At 64.3% G+C, this 17826-nt stretch carries 16 protein-coding genes and 1 tRNA gene; 9 read left to right on the top strand and 8 right to left on the bottom strand.

Translation table 11 applies throughout. The features are described 5' to 3' along the window. Nucleotides 1-293: 293 nt before the first annotated feature. Complete coding sequence (gene gbdR, locus HU751_RS16990; protein WP_050703415.1) at nt 294-1400, bottom strand: choline metabolism transcriptional regulator GbdR; 1107 nt, start codon at nt 1398-1400, stop codon at nt 294-296. A gap of 389 nt (nt 1401-1789) precedes the next feature. Beyond that, nucleotides 1790-3166 carry an L-serine ammonia-lyase gene (locus tag HU751_RS16985; RefSeq protein WP_186731758.1) on the bottom strand — a complete coding sequence of 459 codons (1377 nt, stop codon included), beginning with the start codon at nt 3164-3166 and terminating at the stop codon, nt 1790-1792. Between the two features lie 444 nt (nt 3167-3610). Between HU751_RS16985 and HU751_RS16980 the strand changes: the two genes are divergently transcribed. The 3 genes from HU751_RS16980 to choV all read left to right on the top strand — a co-directional run bounded on the left by HU751_RS16980 (nt 3611) and on the right by choV (nt 6663). Beyond that, a complete protein-coding gene (locus tag HU751_RS16980) occupies nt 3611-4558 on the top strand; it encodes a choline ABC transporter substrate-binding protein (RefSeq protein WP_186731759.1) in 948 nt (315 codons plus the stop codon). A gap of 81 nt (nt 4559-4639) precedes the next feature. After that, complete coding sequence (gene choW, locus HU751_RS16975; protein WP_186731899.1) at nt 4640-5488, top strand: choline ABC transporter permease subunit; 849 nt, start codon at nt 4640-4642, stop codon at nt 5486-5488. Continuing rightward, entirely contained in the window at nt 5485-6663 is a 1179-nt protein-coding gene (choV, locus tag HU751_RS16970; protein WP_050703411.1) for a choline ABC transporter ATP-binding protein, read from the top strand. The genes choW and choV overlap by 4 nt, the downstream gene beginning before the upstream one ends. A gap of 152 nt (nt 6664-6815) precedes the next feature. Here the strand turns inward: choV and hisF are convergent, their stop codons facing one another. The 6 genes from hisF to HU751_RS16940 all read right to left on the bottom strand — a co-directional run bounded on the left by hisF (nt 6816) and on the right by HU751_RS16940 (nt 11784). After that, a complete protein-coding gene (hisF, locus tag HU751_RS16965; RefSeq protein ID WP_186731760.1) occupies nt 6816-7586 on the bottom strand; it encodes an imidazole glycerol phosphate synthase subunit HisF in 771 nt (256 codons plus the stop codon). A 9-nt stretch (nt 7587-7595) separates the two neighbouring features. After that, on the bottom strand, nt 7596-8333 hold the full coding sequence (hisA, locus tag HU751_RS16960) for a 1-(5-phosphoribosyl)-5-[(5-phosphoribosylamino)methylideneamino]imidazole-4-carboxamide isomerase (protein ID WP_028688461.1): 738 nt from the start codon (nt 8331-8333) through the stop codon (nt 7596-7598). A gap of 27 nt (nt 8334-8360) precedes the next feature. Beyond that, nucleotides 8361-8621, bottom strand: a complete 261-nt coding sequence (locus HU751_RS16955) for a DUF2164 domain-containing protein (protein ID WP_186712599.1) — start codon at nt 8619-8621, stop codon at nt 8361-8363. Further along, nucleotides 8622-9260 (bottom strand): imidazole glycerol phosphate synthase subunit HisH, encoded by a 639-nt coding sequence (gene hisH / locus HU751_RS16950; protein WP_028688463.1) that lies wholly within the window; start codon nt 9258-9260, stop codon nt 8622-8624. Next, nucleotides 9261-9854, bottom strand: coding sequence for an imidazoleglycerol-phosphate dehydratase HisB (gene hisB / locus HU751_RS16945; RefSeq protein WP_028688464.1), 594 nt, complete (start codon nt 9852-9854; stop codon nt 9261-9263). It lies immediately after the preceding gene. 271 nt (nt 9855-10125) lie between these two features. Further along, a complete protein-coding gene (locus tag HU751_RS16940) occupies nt 10126-11784 on the bottom strand; it encodes an OFA family MFS transporter (RefSeq protein ID WP_062572540.1) in 1659 nt (552 codons plus the stop codon). A 416-nt stretch (nt 11785-12200) separates the two neighbouring features. On the opposite strand from HU751_RS16940, the gene HU751_RS16935 reads away from it, so the two are divergent. The 6 genes from HU751_RS16935 (at nt 12201) to HU751_RS16910 (ending at nt 17783) form a co-directional block, all read left to right on the top strand. Further along, nucleotides 12201-14450: an AsmA family protein gene (locus HU751_RS16935; protein WP_186731761.1), complete on the top strand. Its 2250-nt coding sequence runs from the start codon at nt 12201-12203 to the stop codon at nt 14448-14450. After that, complete coding sequence (gene mutY / locus HU751_RS16930) at nt 14447-15514, top strand: A/G-specific adenine glycosylase (RefSeq protein WP_186731762.1); 1068 nt, start codon at nt 14447-14449, stop codon at nt 15512-15514. The genes HU751_RS16935 and mutY overlap by 4 nt, the downstream gene beginning before the upstream one ends. Continuing rightward, nucleotides 15511-15783 carry an oxidative damage protection protein gene (locus HU751_RS16925; RefSeq protein ID WP_011536185.1) on the top strand — a complete coding sequence of 91 codons (273 nt, stop codon included), beginning with the start codon at nt 15511-15513 and terminating at the stop codon, nt 15781-15783. The genes mutY and HU751_RS16925 overlap by 4 nt, the downstream gene beginning before the upstream one ends. Nucleotides 15784-15873: 90 nt before the next feature. Beyond that, nucleotides 15874-15949, top strand: a tRNA-Phe gene (locus tag HU751_RS16920). Nucleotides 15950-16137: 188 nt separating this feature from the next. Further along, nucleotides 16138-17148 (top strand): polyphosphate kinase 2, encoded by a 1011-nt coding sequence (gene ppk2 / locus HU751_RS16915; RefSeq protein ID WP_186731763.1) that lies wholly within the window; start codon nt 16138-16140, stop codon nt 17146-17148. A gap of 191 nt (nt 17149-17339) precedes the next feature. Continuing rightward, nucleotides 17340-17783, top strand: coding sequence for a hypothetical protein (locus HU751_RS16910; RefSeq protein WP_050703401.1), 444 nt, complete (start codon nt 17340-17342; stop codon nt 17781-17783). Nucleotides 17784-17826: the final 43 nt, after the last annotated feature.

Genomic DNA, 17826 nt, shown 5'->3' with positions numbered 1-17826 from the left:
TACAATCCGCCTTAACCACCCACCAAATAATCCATATCTTCTACGACCGCGACCACACTAGCGAAAACATCGACGTCCCGCTCTTATCCACCGATGCGGATGTGCTTAACTTCAAAAACCTGGCTAAATGCCCACGCGAAACCATTTATCCATGCAGTGACCACACGCGACAACTAGCAAAATTACCAGGTCTGTAAAAATAAAAAGCCCGGTCACCGTAAGCGACCGGGCAAGGATAACTGACAATCACGCTATAACTGCCCCGCAGTTACCCCGCAAAGAAGAACCGGCGCTCAAAGCCTCACACTGGCAAAGGTCGACTCGTTGCGCGCCTGGCTCAGCGCCGCCATCGGCCCGCTGTGCGGCGACAGGGCCATGGCCTGCGGGATCGGCATCATCGCCACCTGCTGGGTGGTGTTCGAACCCACGCGCTCGTCACGTGGCGGAATGCCGAAGTACTCGCGGTAGCACTTGGAGAAGTGCGGCGTGGACACGAACCCGCACACCGACGCCACCTCGATGATCGACATCGGCGTCTGCTTGAGCAGTTGCCGCGCACGGATCAGGCGCAGCTTGAGGTAGTAGCGCGACGGCGAGCAGTGCAGGTACTTCTGGAACAATCGCTCGAGCTGACGCCGCGACACCGCCACGTACACCGCCAGCTCGTCCAGGTCGATCGGCTCCTCGAGGTTGGCTTCCATCAGCGCGACGATCTCCTGCAGCTTCGGCTGGTTGGTGCCGAGCATATGCTTGAGCGGCACGCGCTGGTGGTCCTGCTCGTTGCGGATGCGCTCGTAGACGAACATCTCGGAGATCGCCGCCGACAGCTCGCGGCCATGATCGCGGCTGATCAGGTGCAGCATCATGTCCAGCGGCGCGGTGCCGCCGGAGCTGGTGAAGCGGTTGCGGTCGAGGGTGAACAGGCGGGTGCTCATGTTCACCCGCGGGTAGGCTTCCTGCATCGCCGCCAGGCATTCCCAGTGCACGCTGCAGTCGAAACCGTCGAGCAACCCAGCGCAGGCCAGCGCCCAGCTGCCGGTGCACACCGCGCCCAGGCGGCGCGACTGGCGGGCCTGGGCCTGCAGCCAGGTGACGTGCTCGCGGGTGACGGTGCGCTGGATGCCCACGCCGCCGCAGACGATCACCGTGTCCATGGGCGGTGCGTTGTGCATCGCCGCGTCCGGGGTGATCTGCAGGCCATCACTGGCCCATACCTGGCCACCGTCGACGGTCAGCGTGTGCCAGCGGTACAGCTCGCGGCCGGACAGCTGGTTGGCCATACGGAGGGGTTCGACGGCTGAGGCCAGGGAAATGAGAGTGAAGTTGTCCAGCAGGAGAAAACCAATGGACTGGGGTGCTGTGCGGTTCTGGGTTGGGTTCCCGGAGGTGTACGACGTCATCGCGATTTCTCCTCACACAATGCAGGGTGTGCCTCAGGCGAGCACTGTTCTTGTAATGGCCCCGTTTCGTATGCAGGGGCTTTGCCAATCTCAACGCAAATGGCATGCCTGAAATTGAACGCTCATCCAATAAAACCCAAAAACGACGTCGGCATGCGCCTTCCAGCGGGCCGGGTGATGAGCGTCAGGTCAAACGCAAACGGGCGCGCCAGCGCCCCTGCGCGTCACCGCTGAGCAATTCGGTAGCACTTGTGGGAAGGTTGCCCAGATGCGACAGACTTGAGTGTCACCGACAACGACCCTGCTGGTAACGACAGGCGACGGCCGGTAGATGACAACCGATGCGCCAGAATGTGGCGCATCGGTCAGGCGTGGGCCAGAACGGCGCATCAGCACTCGATGACGCTGACCGCCAGGCCGCCGCGCGAGGTTTCCTTGTACTTGTCGTGCATGTCGGCGCCGGTGTCGCGCATGGTGCGGATCACCTGGTCGAGGGAGATGAAGTGCTCGCCGTCGCCGCGCAGGGCCATCTGCACGGCGTTGATCGCTTTCACTGCAGCGATGGCGTTGCGCTCGATGCACGGTACCTGGACCAGGCCGCCGACCGGGTCGCAGGTCAGCCCGAGGTTGTGCTCAAGGGCGATCTCGGCGGCGTTCTCCAGCTGCGCGGGCGTCGCGCCCAGCACTTCGGCCAGGCCCGCCGCGGCCATGGCGCAGGCCGAACCGACCTCGCCCTGGCAACCGACCTCGGCGCCGGAGATCGAGGCGTTCTTCTTGCACAGGATGCCCACCGCCGCCGCGCCGAGGAAGAAATCCACCACGTTGGATTCGTCCACCACATCGGAGAAACGCATGTAGTAGTGCAGCACCGCCGGAATGATCCCGGCCGCGCCGTTGGTGGGCGCGGTGACCATACGCCCGCCAGCGGCGTTTTCTTCATTGACCGCCAGGGCATAGAGGTTGACCCATTCCATGGCGCTCATGGTCGAGCCGATCACATTGGGCTTGCCCAGCTCCTGCAGGCTGCGGTGCAGGCGGGCGGCGCGACGGCGCACATTCAACCCGCCGGGCAGGGTACCCTCGTGCTTGAGGCCGTTGTTCACGCATTCCTGCATTGCCTGCCAGAGCTTGAGCAGGCCGGCGCGGATCTCTTCTTCGTTACGCCAGACCTTCTCGTTGGCCAGCATCAATTGCGACACGCTCAGGTCGTTTTGCCTGCATAGCTGCAGCAGCTCGGCGGCGCTGTTGAAGTCGTAGGGCAGCACGGTCTGGTCGGCGTCCAGCACGCCACTGGCGGCTTGGGCGGCATCGACCACGAAGCCGCCGCCCACCGAGTAGTAAGTGTCGCGATGCAGCTCGCCGCCCTCGCCTTCGGCGATCAGGGTCATGGCGTTGGGGTGATACGGCAGGTTCTCGTCCAGCAGCAGCATGTCGCGGGCCCAGACGAATTCGATGGGCAAGCGGTTGTCGAGCTTGAGCACGTGGGTTTCGCGCAGGTCGGCGATGCGCGGGGTGATCTGGCTGGGGTCGATGGCGTCGGGCCATTCGCCCATCAGCCCCATGATCGTGGCGTTGTCGGTGCCGTGGCCGACACCGGTGGCTGACAGCGAGCCATACAGCCGCACCTCGATGCGCCGTACCCGCTCCAGCTCGCCGCGTTCACGCAGCCCCTGGACGAACAGCGCGCCAGCGCGCATGGGGCCGACGGTGTGTGAGCTGGAAGGCCCGACACCGATCTTGAACAGGTCGAACACGCTGATGGCCATTGTCGCATCACCTCTTGATGGGCTTGTCTCGCAGCGCCGAACACCGCCTTGCGCAACTGCTAGGCTGAAAGCTCGAGCCGCCTCGGAATGCTCGCATCATCGGGCTTTTGCCCACCCCCTCGCCGTCTGCAACCGACGTACTTTTGTCCAGCAGCGCCGCCACTGCACCGGCCCTGCGTGCGCCGTTTTCCAGCGCCGGGACGCCGTAAAAACCGAGGCCGGGGGGTGGAAAAATCCAGTTGCGACATCGTCCGTACTGGATGCGACCCGTCCTGTACTGGATACGACGCCACCAGTAGGCGATTGCCGAACGCTGGAGGATTATCGAAAGCGACTCGTATTGCACGGCCTCGCATCCTGCCCTCTGCAGGCCTGGTCGACCGGAGCCCTGAGAACGCCCGGCGACCCACGCGAACCCGAAGATAAAATCACAGGAGTCCATCCATGAAAGGTTCACCCAAGCTGTTGCTGGTCGCGTTGCTGTCCGCTCCGCTGCTGGCCCAGGCCGCCGAACCCGAGCAGTGTCAGACGGTGCGTTTCTCGGATGTCGGCTGGACCGACATCACGGTCACCACCGCGACCACCAGCGTCGTGCTCGAAGCCCTGGGCTACAAGACCCACACCACCATGATCTCGGTACCGGTGACCTACAAGTCGCTGGCCACCGGCAAGGACCTTGACGTGTTTCTCGGCAACTGGATGCCGACCATGGAGAACGACATCAAGCAGTACCGCGACGCCGGCACCGTCGAGACCGTGCGCGCCAACCTGGAGAACGCCAAGTACACCCTGGCCGTGCCCCAGGCCCTGTATGACAAGGGCCTGAAGGATTTCGCCGACCTGCCCAAGTTCAAGCAGGACCTCAAGGGCAAGATCTACGGCATCGAACCCGGCAACGACGGCAACCGCACCATCCAGAAGATGATCGACGACAACGCCTTCGGCCTGAAGGACGCCGGCTTCCAGATCGTGCAGTCCAGCGAGGCCGGCATGCTCGCCCAGGTCGACCGGGCGCAGAAGCGCGACGAGGCGATCGTGTTCCTCGGTTGGGAACCACACCCGATGAACACCCGCTTCAAGATGCAGTACCTGACCGGCGGGGACGCCTATTTCGGTCCCGATTTCGGCAAGGCCACCGTGCTCACCAACACCCGCAAGGGCTATGCGCAGGAATGCGCCAACGTCGGCCAGCTGCTGAAGAACCTGTCGTTCGAGCTCAAGGATGAAAGCACCATGATGGGCTACGTCCTGGACGACAAGATGAAACCCGAGGCAGCGGCCAAGAAGTGGCTCAAGGACAACCCCGGCAAGCTGGATGCCTGGCTGGCCGGCGTGACCACCGTGGACGGCAAGCCAGGCCTCGAGGCGGCCAAGGCCAAACTGACGCAATAACGCAAGACGCAATGGCAACACCGCGGGGCGGGACCGTGCCCGCCCCGGACTGATTTCAATCTTTGCAGGTGGAAGCTCGCTATCATGCTTATCGATCAGAAAATACCCCTGGGGCAGTACATCGCCTCATTCGTCGAATGGTTGACCCAGAACGGCGCCAGCTATTTCGACGCCATCGCCGCAGGCCTGGAATTCATGATCCATGGGGTCACCAGCGCCCTGACCTGGTTCAACCCGTTCGTGCTCATCGCCCTGTTCGCCGCCCTCGCGCACCTGATCCAGCGCAAGTGGGCCCTTACCGTCTTCGTCGCCCTGTCGTTCCTGCTGATCCTCAACCTGGGCTACTGGCAGGAAACCATGGAAACCCTGGCGCAGGTCACCTTCGCCACGGTGGTCTGCGTGGTCATCGGCGTGCCGCTGGGCATCGCCGCCGCGCACAAACCGATATTCTATACCGCCATGCGCCCGGTACTGGACCTGATGCAGACCGTGCCCACCTTCGTCTACCTGATCCCGACCCTGACCCTGTTCGGCCTGGGCGTGGTGCCGGGGCTGATCTCCACCGTGGTGTTCGCCATCGCCGCGCCCATCCGCCTCACTTATCTGGGCATCTGCGACGTGCCGCAGGAACTGATGGACGCCGGCAAGGCCTTCGGTTGCTCGCGCCGCCAGTTGCTGACCCGCATCGAACTGCCCCACGCCATGCCGAGCATCGCCGCCGGCGTGACCCAGTGCATCATGCTGTCGCTGTCGATGGTGGTGATCGCCGCCCTGGTGGGCGCCGACGGCCTGGGCAAACCCGTGGTCAACGCACTGAACACCGCCGATATCTCCCTGGGCTTCGAAGCGGGCCTGGCGATCGTGCTGCTGGCAATCATGCTCGACCGTATCTGCAAGCAACCGGAGCTGCCGGTAAGGGGTGAGGCATGAGCATCATTCGTTTCGAAGACGTCGACGTCATCTTCTCCAACAAGCCGCGTGAGGCGCTTTCTCTGCTCGACCAGGGCAAGACCCGCGAGCAGATCCTCAAGCAGACGGGCCTTGTGGTCGGCGTCGAGAAGGCCAACCTGGACATCAACAAGGGCGAGATCTGCGTACTGATGGGCCTGTCGGGCTCGGGCAAATCCAGCCTGCTGCGCTGCATCAACGGCCTCAACACCGTGAGCCGTGGCAAGCTGTTCGTCGAGCACGAAGGCAAGCACATCGACATCGCCCACTGCACCCCGGCCGAGCTTAAGATGATGCGCACCAAGCGCATCGCCATGGTGTTCCAGAAGTTCGCCCTGATGCCCTGGCTGACGGTACGCGAGAACATCAGCTTCGGCTTGGAAATGCAGGGCCGCCCGGAGAAGGAACGGCGCAAGCTGGTCGACGAGAAGCTCGAGCTGGTGGGCCTGACCCAGTGGCGCAACAAGAAGCCGGACGAACTCTCCGGCGGCATGCAGCAGCGCGTGGGCCTGGCCCGGGCGCTGGCGATGGACGCCGACATCCTGCTGATGGACGAGCCGTTCTCGGCCCTCGACCCGCTGATCCGCCAAGGCCTGCAGGACGAACTGCTGGCCCTGCAGAGCAAGCTGAGCAAGACCATCGTGTTCGTCAGCCACGACCTCGACGAAGCCCTGAAACTGGGCAGCCGCATCGCGATCATGAAGGACGGGCGGATCATCCAGTACAGCAAGCCGGAAGACATCGTGCTCAACCCGGCCGACGAGTACGTGCGCACCTTCGTCGCCCACACCAACCCGCTCAACGTGCTGTGCGGCCGCAGCCTGATGCGCAGCCTGGACCAGTGCAAGCGGGTCAACGGCTCGGTGTGCCTGGACCCGGGAATCGACTCATGGCTGGACCTCGGCGAAGGAGGCTCGCTCAAGCGCGCGCGCCAGGGCCAGAACGGGCTGGACATGCAGAACTGGGCACCGGGGCAGGATGTGGAGCTGCTGGAGCGCAGGCCGACCGTGGTGCACGCCGATATCGGCATGCGCGAGGCACTGCGGATTCGTTACCAGACCGGCAACAAGCTGGTGTTGCAGGATAACGACAAGGTGGTGGGGATTCTTGGGGATACCGAGCTTTACCATGCCTTGCTTGGCAAGAACCACGGGTGATGCCTCTGGGGCCGCTTCGCGGCCCTTTCGCGACACAAGGCCGCTCCCACAGGTACAGCGCTGCCCCTAAGGCTGGTACTGTACCTGTGGGAGCGGCCTTGCCGAGGCGTCGGACCGGTCGGAAAGGAGGGCAAAGCCCTCCCAGCAATGGCTCAGCGAACGACGATCCCACGCGCAGCCATATAGGCCTTCGCCTCAGGCACCGTGTACTCGCCAAAGTGGAAGATACTGGCCGCCAGCACCGCGCTGGCATGCCCTTCCAGAATGCCGTCAGCCAGGTGCTGCAGGTTACCCACACCGCCCGAGGCAATCACCGGAATACCCAGCGCATCGCTGATCGCCCGGGTAACCCCGAGGTCGAAGCCGTTCTTCATGCCATCCTGGTCCATGCTGGTCAGCAGGATCTCGCCGGCCCCCAGGCCTTCCATCTTCTTCGCCCACTCGACGGCATCCAGCCCGGTCGGCTTGCGCCCGCCATGGGTGAAGATCTCCCAGCGCGGCGTCTCGCCCGGTCCGGATACTTTCTTGGCGTCGATGGCAACCACGATGCACTGCGAACCGAAACGGTCCGCCGCCTCACCCACGAACTCCGGGTTGAACACCGCGGCGGTGTTGATCGACACCTTGTCGGCACCAGCGTTGAGCAGGTTGCGGATGTCCTGCACGGTGCGCACGCCGCCACCGACGGTCAGCGGGATGAACACCTGGCTGGCCATGCGCTCGACGGTATGCAGGGTGGTGTCACGGCCATCGACGCTGGCGGTGATATCCAGGAAGGTGATCTCGTCCGCGCCCTGCTCGTTGTAGCGCCGGGCGATCTCCACCGGGTCGCCGGCATCGCGGATGTTCTCGAACTTGACGCCCTTGACCACCCGGCCGTTGTCCACGTCCAGGCAAGGGATGATGCGCTTGGCCAGTGCCATGGTCGTTCCTCAGCCTTGGTAGTTGTCGCAGAAGGCCTGGGCCTCGGCGACGTCGAGGGTGCCTTCGTAGATCGCGCGACCGGTGATGGCGCCGATGATGCCGGGGGCCTTGGCGTCCAGCAGGGCCTTGATGTCGCCCAGGTTGTGGATACCGCCCGAGGCGATCACAGGGATCGAGGTGGCTTCGGCCAGGGCCTTGGTGAACGGCACGTTGCAGCCCTGCATCATGCCGTCCTTGGCGATGTCGGTGTAGACGATCGCCGAGACGCCATCGGCCTCGAAACGCTTGGCCAGGTCGATGACCTGCACCGAGCTGACTTCGGCCCAGCCGTCGGTGGCGACGAAGCCGTCTTTCGCATCCAGGCCGACGATGACCTTGCCCGGGAAGGCCTTGCACGCTTCGGCGACGAACTCGGGCTGCTTGACCGCCTTGGTACCGATGATCACATGGCTGACGCCGGCCTTGACGTAGTGCTCGATGGTTTCCAGCGAGCGGATGCCGCCGCCGATCTGGATCGGCAGGTTCGGGTAGCGCTTGGCGATGGCGGTGACCACCTCACCATTGACCGGCTGGCCTTCGAAGGCGCCGTTCAGGTCGACCAGGTGCAGGCGACGGCAGCCACCCTCGACCCATTTGGCGGCCATGCTCACCGGGTCGTCGGAGAATACGGTGGAGTCTTCCATGCGGCCTTGGCGCAGGCGTACGCAGGCACCGTCCTTGAGATCGATAGCGGGGATAATCAGCATCTTGGCAACCTGTCTTGTTCGTTGGGTTCAGGGCTTCTCGAGCGCCCACAGGTCGCTTTCGATGCTCTCGAACCGCTCCTTGAGGTGCAGCTGAACATCGGCAATCGCCCTGTTGTAGTAGTGGGGTGCAATTTCCTTGCTGAACAGCTCGAGGACCTCGGCCACCTCGAACGACCCCAGCTGCAGCTCGAAGCGGTCTTCGAGGAAGCGCTTGAGCGTGTCGAGCGCGTCGCGCTCCTGCTCCGGGGCCAGGGTGATGATCGGGGCCTTGGTCTTCGATCGGCTCATTTACCAGCGCCCGTCCCAGGCGACGAAGTTCTGCAGCAGCTGCAGGCCATGGGTATGGCTCTTCTCCGGGTGGAACTGCACGGCAAAGCGCGAGCCATCGGCCAGCGCGGCGGCGAAGTCGACGCCATAGTGGCCGCGACCGACCACCTGGCCCGGCTTGCCGGCGTTGATGTAGTAGCTGTGCACGAAGTAGAAGCGCGCCCGGTCGGGGATGTCGTGCCACAGCGGGTGGTCGATGGTCTGGCTCACTTCGTTCCAGCCCATGTGCGGCACCTTCAGGTGCTCGCCGTCTTCCTTCAGGTCTTTACCGAAGAAGCGCACCTGGCCGGGGAACAGGCCGATGCAGTCGACGCCGTCGTTTTCCTCGCTGTGGTCGAGCAGCGCCTGCATGCCCACGCAGATGCCAAGGAACGGACGGTCCTGGCTGACCTCGCGGACCAGGCTGTCGAAGCCCAGGCGGCGGATCTCGGCCATGCAGTCGCGGATCGCGCCGACGCCGGGGAACACCACGCGGTCGGCCTCACGAATCACCGCGGCGTCGCTGGTCACCAGCACCTTGCCGGCGCCTACGTGTTCGAGGGCCTTGGCCACCGAGTGCAGGTTGCCCATGCCATAGTCGATTACGGCTACCGTCTGCATTTACAGGCACCCTTTGGTGGACGGCATCTGCCCGGCCATGCGCTCGTCTAGGGTGACGGCCATGCGCAGGGCGCGGCCGAAAGCCTTGAACACGGTCTCGATCTGGTGGTGGGTGTTGTGGCCACGCAGGTTGTCGATGTGCAGGGTCACCAGGGCGTGGTTGACGAAGCCCTGGAAGAACTCCTGGAACAGGTCGACATCGAAGCCGCCGACGGTGGCGCGGGTGTAGGGAACATGCATCTGCAGGCCCGGGCGCCCCGAGAAGTCGATGACCACGCGCGACAGCGCTTCGTCCAGCGGCACATAGGCATGGCCGTAGCGGAAGATGCCTTTCTTGTCGCCGATGGCCTGGGCGAACGCCATGCCCAGGGTGATGCCGACGTCCTCGACGGTATGGTGATCGTCGATATGCAGGTCGCCCTTGCACTCGATGTCCAGGTCGATCAGCCCATGTCGGGCGATCTGGTCGAGCATGTGTTCAAGGAAAGGCACGCCGATTTCGAATCGGGCCTTGCCGCTGCCATCGAGGTTGATCGAGCACTTGACCTGGGTTTCCAGGGTATTGCGCTCGACGGAAGCCTTACGTTCGACCATCACCAGCTCCGCAAAATCATTGGGCGAAAAGGGTTCCATTATAGGCCCAGAACGCGCCGGCTTGAAACGCGGATGACATATGGCAGGGCGAGTAATTACGGGGGCGGGACGGGCCTACAGGTCTATACAAGTAGCTGTCGGGGCTGCTTCGCAGCCCATCGCGACACAAGGCCGCTCCCACAGGAACCGCGTAACCCTGAAGGTACGCAATGCCTGTGGGAGCGGCCTTGTGTCGCGAAAGGGGCGCAAAGCGCCCCCAGGGCCAGCTAACTCAATGGAACAGCACCGCCGTCTTCTGCAGGGTGATCCACACCCCCCAGGCCAGTGGAATCACCACCACCGCCCAGGCCAGCAGCACCAATGGCAGGCTACCCGGCGCCGCATGCCATTCCAGCGAGCGCGCCGAATCGACACCCTTGTCATGGCTCAGCGCCCGCTCGGCAGCCAGTTCGGCATCGGTCATGAAGTACTTGTCCGCCACCGGCCGCACCAGCATGTTGCAGATGAAGCCCAGCACCAGCAGGCCGGCGAGGATGTACAGGGTCATGTCGTAGGCCGCCGCCCGCTCCACCCCAGCCGCCAGCTGCGCTTCGCGCAGGTAGGTGATCAACACCGGGCCGAGCACGCCGGCCGCCGCCCAGGCGGTCAGCAGCCGACCATGGATGGCGCCGACCATCTGTGTGCCGAACAGGTCGGCCAGGTACGCCGGCACGGTGGCGAAGCCGCCGCCGTACATCGACAGGATGATGCAGAACGCCGCCACGAACAGCGCCACGTTGCCGATGTGCCCCATGTTCGGCACCAGGCTGTACAGGCCCACGCCCAGGGCGAAGAAGGCGAAGTAGGTGTTCTTGCGACCGATGTAGTCGGAGAACGACGCCCAGAAGAAGCGTCCGCCGATGTTGAACAGGCTCAGCAGGCCAGTGAAACCGGCGGCGATGGCGGCAATCTGCGCCAGTTGCGCGGCGTTCAGCTCACTGAACGTCAGCTCGTTGCCCAGCAGCTTGCCGGCGAACACTTCCTGCAGCAGCGGCGAGGCCATGCCGAGGATGCCGATACCGGCCGACACGTTCAGGCACAGCACCAGCCACACCAGGGCGAACTGCGGGGTCTTCCAGGCCACGCTGACGTGCACGTGACGGTCGGTGACCATGGCGTTGGCCTTCTTCGCCGGCGGCGTCCAGCCTTCAGGCTTCCAGCCGGTCGGCGGCACGCGGTAGGCCAGGGCGCCGGCGGTCATGAACACGAAGTAGATCGCGGCCATGGCGACGAAGCTCTGCCATACGCCCACTTCGGTCGGGCTGGAGAAATGGCCCATCAGCGCGGTGGCCAGCGGCGCGCCCACCATGGCACCCCCGCCAAAGCCCATGATCGCCATGCCGGTGGCCATGCCGCGCTTGTCCGGGAACCACTTGATCAGCGTCGACACTGGCGAGATGTAACCCAGACCCAGGCCGATCCCGCCGATCACCCCCGAGCCCAGCCACATCAGCCACAGCTGGTGGGTCTTCACGCCGATCGCCGAGATCAGCAGGCCGCCGCACCAGCACAGCGCCGATACCAGACCGGCCTTGCGCGGGCCGGCGTGTTCCAGCCAGCCGCCGAGCACCGCGGCCGAGCAGCCGAGGAACACGAAGAACAGGGTGTAGATCCAGCTGAGCATCGAGATCGGCCAGTCGCACTCGGCGCTGAACAGGCGGGCGACGAAGCCCATGTCGGCGGCGCAGGCCACTGGCGCGCTGACTCCCAGGGCCTGGGACAGCGGCAGCCAGAACACCGAGAAGCCATAGGCCATGCCGATGCACAGGTGAATCGCCAGGGCCGCCGGCGGCACCAGCCAGCGATTGAAGCCCGGGCGGGCGATGATGCGCTCCTTCGACAGGAAGCCCGGCGCGCTCGCCACCGCCCCCGCCGTGATACTGCTGTTCATGGATTGTTCCTTTTGTAGGTGGGCTGTGCGCATGGACGGCTCTGCTTCGGCTGCACGCAAGGCAGCCCGGCCGCTTGGGCTGGCACCCCGCAACAATGGGTCGCGGGGGCTCCACGGGCGGGCGCAAGATTACCAGCAGGGGGTGACATGAAAGCAATCTGATATCGTGTTTTTTTCTTCAGCTGAATCGGTATTTCGCGTATTCAGGTGAGGTTGTGTCGCCTGCTCGGGCCTCATCGCGGGGCTAGCCCGCTCCCACGCAGGTACCACGCTGGTCTCGGCCCCGCGATTAGGTCCGAGCAGGTGATAAATGAACTGTCATCATTCCCACTGTCGAAATGTCGGATACGCAGAGCCAAGTGCCACGGCGCTATACTCGCCGCTGAATTTCTAAATCGGACTACAAGGACTCGCCCATGAAAGCGTTCGGCAAAATCCTGGGGCTGGGGCTTCTCGGGTTGTTGCTGATCATCGTGGCGCTGGGCTTCGCCCTGACCCACCTCTTCGATCCCAACGACTACAAAGATGAAATCCGCAAGCTGGCCCGCGACAAGGCCCATGTGGAACTGACCCTCAACGGCGACATCGGCTGGAGCCTGTTCCCCTGGCTGGGCCTGGAACTGCACGAGGCGAGCATCGCCACGCTGAATAACCCCAAGGTGCCGTTCGCCGACCTGCAGATGCTCGGTCTGTCGGTGCGCGTGCTGCCGCTGCTGCGCCGCGAGGTGCAGATGAGCGATGTGCGGGTCGAGGGTCTCAACCTGACCCTGACCCGCGACGCCAATGGCCACGGCAACTGGGAAGACATTGGCAAGCCGCTACCGCAGCAGACCGTCGCCGGCGCACCGGCCAGCACGCCGGCTGAAGCGCCAGCCGCCGCACCAGCCACCTCCGAAGCCAGCGAGCGCTCGGTCAAGCTCGACATCGACAGCCTGACCGTCAATAACGCCCGCGTGCTCTACACCGACGAGAAAGCCGGACAGACCTACGGCGCCGAAAGCATCCAGCTGAGCACCGGCCCCGTGCACGAAGGCGCGAACATCGCGCTCAAGGCCAGTGCCTTCCTCAGCGCCAGCCAGCCGAACATCAAGGCACGCACCGAGCTGACCGGCGAGCTGCGCTTCGACCGCAAGCTCAAGCGCTACAACCTCGAGGACATGCGCCTGTCCGGCGAGACCTCGGGCGAGCCGCTGGCCGGCAAGACCCTGACCTTCGTTGCCCAAGGGCAGGTGCTGGTCGATCTGGCGGCCAATGTCGCGTCCTGGAGCGGCCTGAAGGTCTCGGCCAACCAGCTGCGCGCCCTGGGCGAACTGAACGTGCGTGATCTGGACAAGGCCCCGCAGGTCAGCGGCGGCCTGTCCATCGCCCAGTTCGACCTGCGCACCTTCCTTGACGGCATCGGTCACCCGCTGCCGGCCACCGCCGACCCGGCGGCGTTCAAGAAGCTGGAGCTGGTCACCCGCCTGCAGGGCACGCAGAACAGCCTGGCCCTGGAAGACCTGGCGGTGAAGCTGGACGACAGCACCTTCACCGGCCGTGTCGCCGTGGACGATTTCGCCAAGCAAGCATTGCGCGTGCGCCTCAAAGCCGACACGTTCGACGCCGATCGCTACCTGCCGGCCAAAAGCGAAGAGGCCAAGGGCGCCACGGCGGCGCGCCAGGCCGAGGTCAGGCAGCAGGAAGCCACCGCCGTCGCTGGCGCGGGCACCACACCACTGCCCGACGCACCGACCCAGGTGGCCTGGAGCAACGACAAGCTGTTGCCGGTCGACCGCCTGCGCGCCCTGGACCTGCAGGCCGACCTGTCGTTCGGCGCGCTGACCCTGGACAAGCTGCCGATCAGTGACGCACAGCTGACCGCCAGCGGCCAGGCCGGCCTGCTCACCCTGCAGACCCTGCGCGGCGGCCTGTACAACGGCACCTTCGAGGCCAAGGGCACTGTCGACGTACGCCCCGCCGTGCCGCAGATCGGCGTGAACACCAAGATCAATCGCGTGCCGGTGGAGCACTTCATCAAGCGCGAAAGCCCGGAGCAGGCGCCGCCGGTCAAAGGCCTGCTGACCTTGAACAGCGACCTGACCGCCACCGGCAACAGCCAGAAAGCCCTGGTCGATACCCTCAACGGCAACGCCAGCTTCACCATCAACGACGGCGTGCTGGTCAACGCCAACCTGGAGCAGCAGCTGTGCCAGGCCATCGCCACCCTCAACCGCAAGCAGCTCGGCGGCGAACAGCGGGGCAAGGACACGCCCTTCCAGGAACTGCGCGGCAGCCTGGTGGTGCGTAACGGCGTGGCCAGCAACCCGGACCTCAAGGCGCGCATCCCGGGCCTGACCGTCAACGGCCATGGCGACCTCGACCTGCGCGTGCTGGGCATGGACTACAACGTCGGCATCGTCGTCGAGGGCGACCAGCGCGCCATGCCCGACCCGGCCTGCCAGGTCAACGAGCGCTTTGCCGGCGTCGAAGTGCCGCTGCGCTGCCGTGGTCCGCTGGAGCTGGGCGCCAAGGCCTGCCGTCTGGACCAGGACGGCCTGGGCAAGGTCGCCGCGAAGCTGGCCGGCAACCGCCTGAAGGACAAGATCGATGAAAAACTCGAAGAAAAACTCGGAGACAAGGTGAGCCCGGAACTCAAGGATGCGCTCAAGGGGCTGTTCAAACGATGAGCCCCCAGCAGTTCTCCAGCGCCGTGCTGGACTGGTACGACCAGCACGGCCGCCACGACCTGCCCTGGCAACAGGGCATCAACCCGTATCGGGTGTGGGTCTCCGAAATCATGCTGCAGCAGACGCAAGTCAGCACCGTGCTCAACTACTTCGACCGCTTCATGCAGGCCCTGCCGACCGTGCAGGCCCTGGCCGAGGCGCCGGAGGACGAAGTGCTGCACCTGTGGACGGGCCTTGGCTACTACACCCGCGCCCGTAACCTGCAAAAAGCCGCGAAGATCGTTGTCGAGCAGCATGGCGGCGAGTTCCCGCGCAGCGTCGAGCAACTCACCGAATTGCCCGGTATCGGGCGCTCCACGGCGGGCGCCATCGCCAGCATCAGCATGGGCATCCGCGCGCCGATCCTCGACGGCAACGTCAAGCGCGTGCTGGCCCGCTTTACCGCACAGGCCGGCTACCCCGGCGAACCCAAAGTGGCCAATCAGCTCTGGGCCACCGCCGAGCGCTTCACGCCGATGACCCGGGTGAACCACTTCACCCAGGCGATGATGGACATGGGCGCCACGCTGTGCACCCGCAGCAAGCCCAGTTGCCTGATCTGCCCGCTGCAAAGGGGTTGTGAGGCGCACCTGCATGGCGAGGAAACCCGCTACCCCGAGCCCAAGCCGCGCAAAGCCCTGCCCCAGCGCAAGACCCTGATGCCGCTGCTGACCAACCACGAAGGCGCGATCCTGCTCTATCGCCGGCCTTCCACCGGCCTGTGGGGCGGACTGTGGAGCCTGCCGGAGCTGGACAGCCTGGAACAGCTCGATGACCTCGCCTACCAGCACGGCCTGCGCCTGAGCGGCAGCCAGGCCCTGGACGGCCTGACCCATACCTTCAGCCATTTCCAGCTGGCCATCGAGCCCTGGCTGGTGCGTGTCGAGCCCGTCGGCTCGCACGTGGCCGAGCCCGACTGGCTCTGGTATAACCTCGCCACCCCGCCGCGCCTGGGCCTCGCCGCCCCGGTCAAGAAGCTGCTGCAACGCGCGGCCGACGAACTGATTGCAGGAGACAAGCCATGACCCGCACCGTGAAGTGCCGCAAGTACAACGAAGAACTCCCAGGCCTGGACCGCCCGCCCTATCCGGGCGCCAAGGGCCAGGACATCTTCGAGCACATCTCGCAGAAAGCCTGGAAGGAGTGGCAGGACCACCAGACCATGCTGATCAACGAGAAGCGCCTGAACATGATGAATGCCGAGGACCGCAAATTCATCCAGGCCGAGATGGACAAGTTCTTCGCCGGTGAGGATTACGCCCAGGCCGAAGGCTACGTGCCACCCTCGAATTGACCCCGAAAACCGTAAGCGACGGAATTAATTTAAATTTTTTCAAAAAAGTCGTTGACGGTCGGTTCGGAAATCTATTTAATGCACCTCGTCGCCCAGATAGCTCAGTCGGTAGAGCAGAGGATTGAAAATCCTCGTGTCGGCGGTTCGACTCCGTCTCTGGGCACCACCTTCAAGCTTCTGGTGGTTGCAAAGTTACCCGAAGCGACACAAGAAACCCGCCTAGTGCGGGTTTTTTGTTGTCTGCAGTTTTACCCCAGAAACCCTGCGCCCCTGGTTGATCGATATCAAAATGCCTACCTTCACTCCTGCATAGGATGGAAGGCGGACATTCGACCGACCCCCGCAAGGACCTCCATGAGCGAAGAATCCGCCACCCTCCTCCTGCCAGCGCCCACCGAGGCCGACAGCAGCCCCAAGCCAGCCCCTCGCCCTCGTCGCCCACGCCAGCGCAAGCCGGCCACCAGCACCGCCGCGCAAGAGACCATCACCCAGGTCAGTCAGCAGCCCGCCGCCCTGGAAGTGGCCAACGCCCGCAAAGGCAGCAACGAAGACAGCACCTCCGCTCGCCTGCCGGCCAACTACCCCTACCGCACGCGCATGCGCCGCCAGGACTACGAGAAGGCCAAGCATGACCTGCAGATCGAGCTGCTCAAGGTGCAGAACTGGGTGAAGGAAACCGGCCAGCGCATCGTCGTGCTGTTCGAGGGCCGTGACGCCGCCGGCAAGGGCGGCACCATCAAGCGCTTCATGGAGCACCTGAATCCACGCGGCGCGCGTATTGTCGCGCTGGAGAAGCCCTCCGAGCAGGAGAAGGGGCAGTGGTACTTCCAGCGCTATGTCCAGCACCTGCCCACAGCCGGCGAAATGGTGTTCTTCGACCGCTCCTGGTACAACCGTGCCGGGGTCGAGAAGGTCATGGATTTCTGCTCGCCCCTGCAGTACCTGGAGTTCATGCGCCAGGCGCCGGAGCTGGAGCGCATGCTGTGCAACAGCGGCATCCTGCTGTTCAAGTTCTGGTTTTCGGTGAACCGCGAGGAGCAGTTGCGCCGCTTCATCTCTCGCCGCGACGATCCGCTCAAGCACTGGAAGCTGTCGCCCATCGACATCAAGTCGCTGGACAAGTGGGAGGACTACACCGCAGCCAAGGAAGCGATGTTCTTCCACACCGACACCGCCGATGCACCGTGGACGGTGATCAAGTCGGACGACAAGAAGCGGGCACGGATCAACTGCATTCGCCACTTCCTGCATTCGCTGGATTATCCAGGCAAGGACCACAGCGTGGCGCATGCGCCGGATCCGTTGCTGGTCGGGCGGGCTTCGCGGGGGTTCGAGGAGGATGAGCCGGTGGTGCTGGCCAGTTAAGCCCCTGGGGCTGCTGCGCAGCCCTTTCGCCGGCAAGCCGGCTCCCACAGGTACAGCGCATACCGCTCTTTGTGGGAGCCGGCTTGCCGGCGAAAGGGCCGCACAGCGGCCCCTCTGTCGCAAAGCTTGGGTTTCCCTGGCAACTACGCTTCAATACGCGCCTTTACCAGACACCCCAAGGACCAACCCCCATGGCCACCAACACCAAACAACAGAAACGCGCCAAACGCGCCGCCACCAAGGCCAAGCAAAACCGCATGGTACGCAGCGGCCAGGCGGTCAAGGCCAGCGCCGGCGACAGCGCCAGCGTCGAGCAGGTGTTCAACAAGGCCATGGAGTCGGGCAGCTACAACAGCCTGTTCGAAAAGATGAAGGAAGCCCAGGAAAACGGCCTGGTGCCGATGATCTCGGTATTCCTGGTCGACCCGCTGCTGGCGCTGGTGCTCAAGGGCCACAAGGAAGAACACGCCACCGACTACATCGTCCTGGTGTTCACCGCTTACCGAAAATGGCTCGACGGCGCCGACGAGGATGCAACCATGGCCTGGCTGGAGAGCGACGAGTTCCAGGATGCCTATGTCACTGCCTCGGAAGTCGTGGCCAGGCAGCAGCAACAGCAGAAACAGTTCGGCTGAGTCGCTCCCGCCACCCGCACAAGTCAAACAAAAAGGCCGCGCC

The organism is Pseudomonas peradeniyensis (assembly GCF_014268935.2).
GTDB classification, from domain to species: Bacteria; Pseudomonadota; Gammaproteobacteria; order Pseudomonadales; family Pseudomonadaceae; genus Aquipseudomonas; species Aquipseudomonas peradeniyensis.
This window is presented reverse-complemented; position numbering and strand designations above follow the sequence as displayed.

Excerpts from the sequence above, each read along its gene's own strand:
- gbdR (WP_050703415.1), bottom strand. The coding sequence starts at position 1,400 with ATGACGTCGTACACCTCCGGGAACCCAACCCAGAACCGCACAGCACCC.
- HU751_RS16985 (WP_186731758.1), bottom strand. The coding sequence starts at position 3,166 with ATGGCCATCAGCGTGTTCGACCTGTTCAAGATCGGTGTCGGGCCTTCC.
- HU751_RS16980 (WP_186731759.1), top strand. The coding sequence starts at position 3,611 with ATGAAAGGTTCACCCAAGCTGTTGCTGGTCGCGTTGCTGTCCGCTCCG.
- choV (WP_050703411.1), top strand. The coding sequence starts at position 5,485 with ATGAGCATCATTCGTTTCGAAGACGTCGACGTCATCTTCTCCAACAAG.
- hisF (WP_186731760.1), bottom strand. The coding sequence starts at position 7,586 with ATGGCACTGGCCAAGCGCATCATCCCTTGCCTGGACGTGGACAACGGC.
- hisA (WP_028688461.1), bottom strand. The coding sequence starts at position 8,333 with ATGCTGATTATCCCCGCTATCGATCTCAAGGACGGTGCCTGCGTACGC.
- HU751_RS16955 (WP_186712599.1), bottom strand. The coding sequence starts at position 8,621 with ATGAGCCGATCGAAGACCAAGGCCCCGATCATCACCCTGGCCCCGGAG.
- hisH (WP_028688463.1), bottom strand. The coding sequence starts at position 9,260 with ATGCAGACGGTAGCCGTAATCGACTATGGCATGGGCAACCTGCACTCG.
- hisB (WP_028688464.1), bottom strand. The coding sequence starts at position 9,854 with ATGGTCGAACGTAAGGCTTCCGTCGAGCGCAATACCCTGGAAACCCAG.
- HU751_RS16940 (WP_062572540.1), bottom strand. The coding sequence starts at position 11,784 with ATGAACAGCAGTATCACGGCGGGGGCGGTGGCGAGCGCGCCGGGCTTC.
- HU751_RS16935 (WP_186731761.1), top strand. The coding sequence starts at position 12,201 with ATGAAAGCGTTCGGCAAAATCCTGGGGCTGGGGCTTCTCGGGTTGTTG.
- mutY (WP_186731762.1), top strand. The coding sequence starts at position 14,447 with ATGAGCCCCCAGCAGTTCTCCAGCGCCGTGCTGGACTGGTACGACCAG.
- HU751_RS16925 (WP_011536185.1), top strand. The coding sequence starts at position 15,511 with ATGACCCGCACCGTGAAGTGCCGCAAGTACAACGAAGAACTCCCAGGC.
- ppk2 (WP_186731763.1), top strand. The coding sequence starts at position 16,138 with ATGAGCGAAGAATCCGCCACCCTCCTCCTGCCAGCGCCCACCGAGGCC.
- HU751_RS16910 (WP_050703401.1), top strand. The coding sequence starts at position 17,340 with ATGGCCACCAACACCAAACAACAGAAACGCGCCAAACGCGCCGCCACC.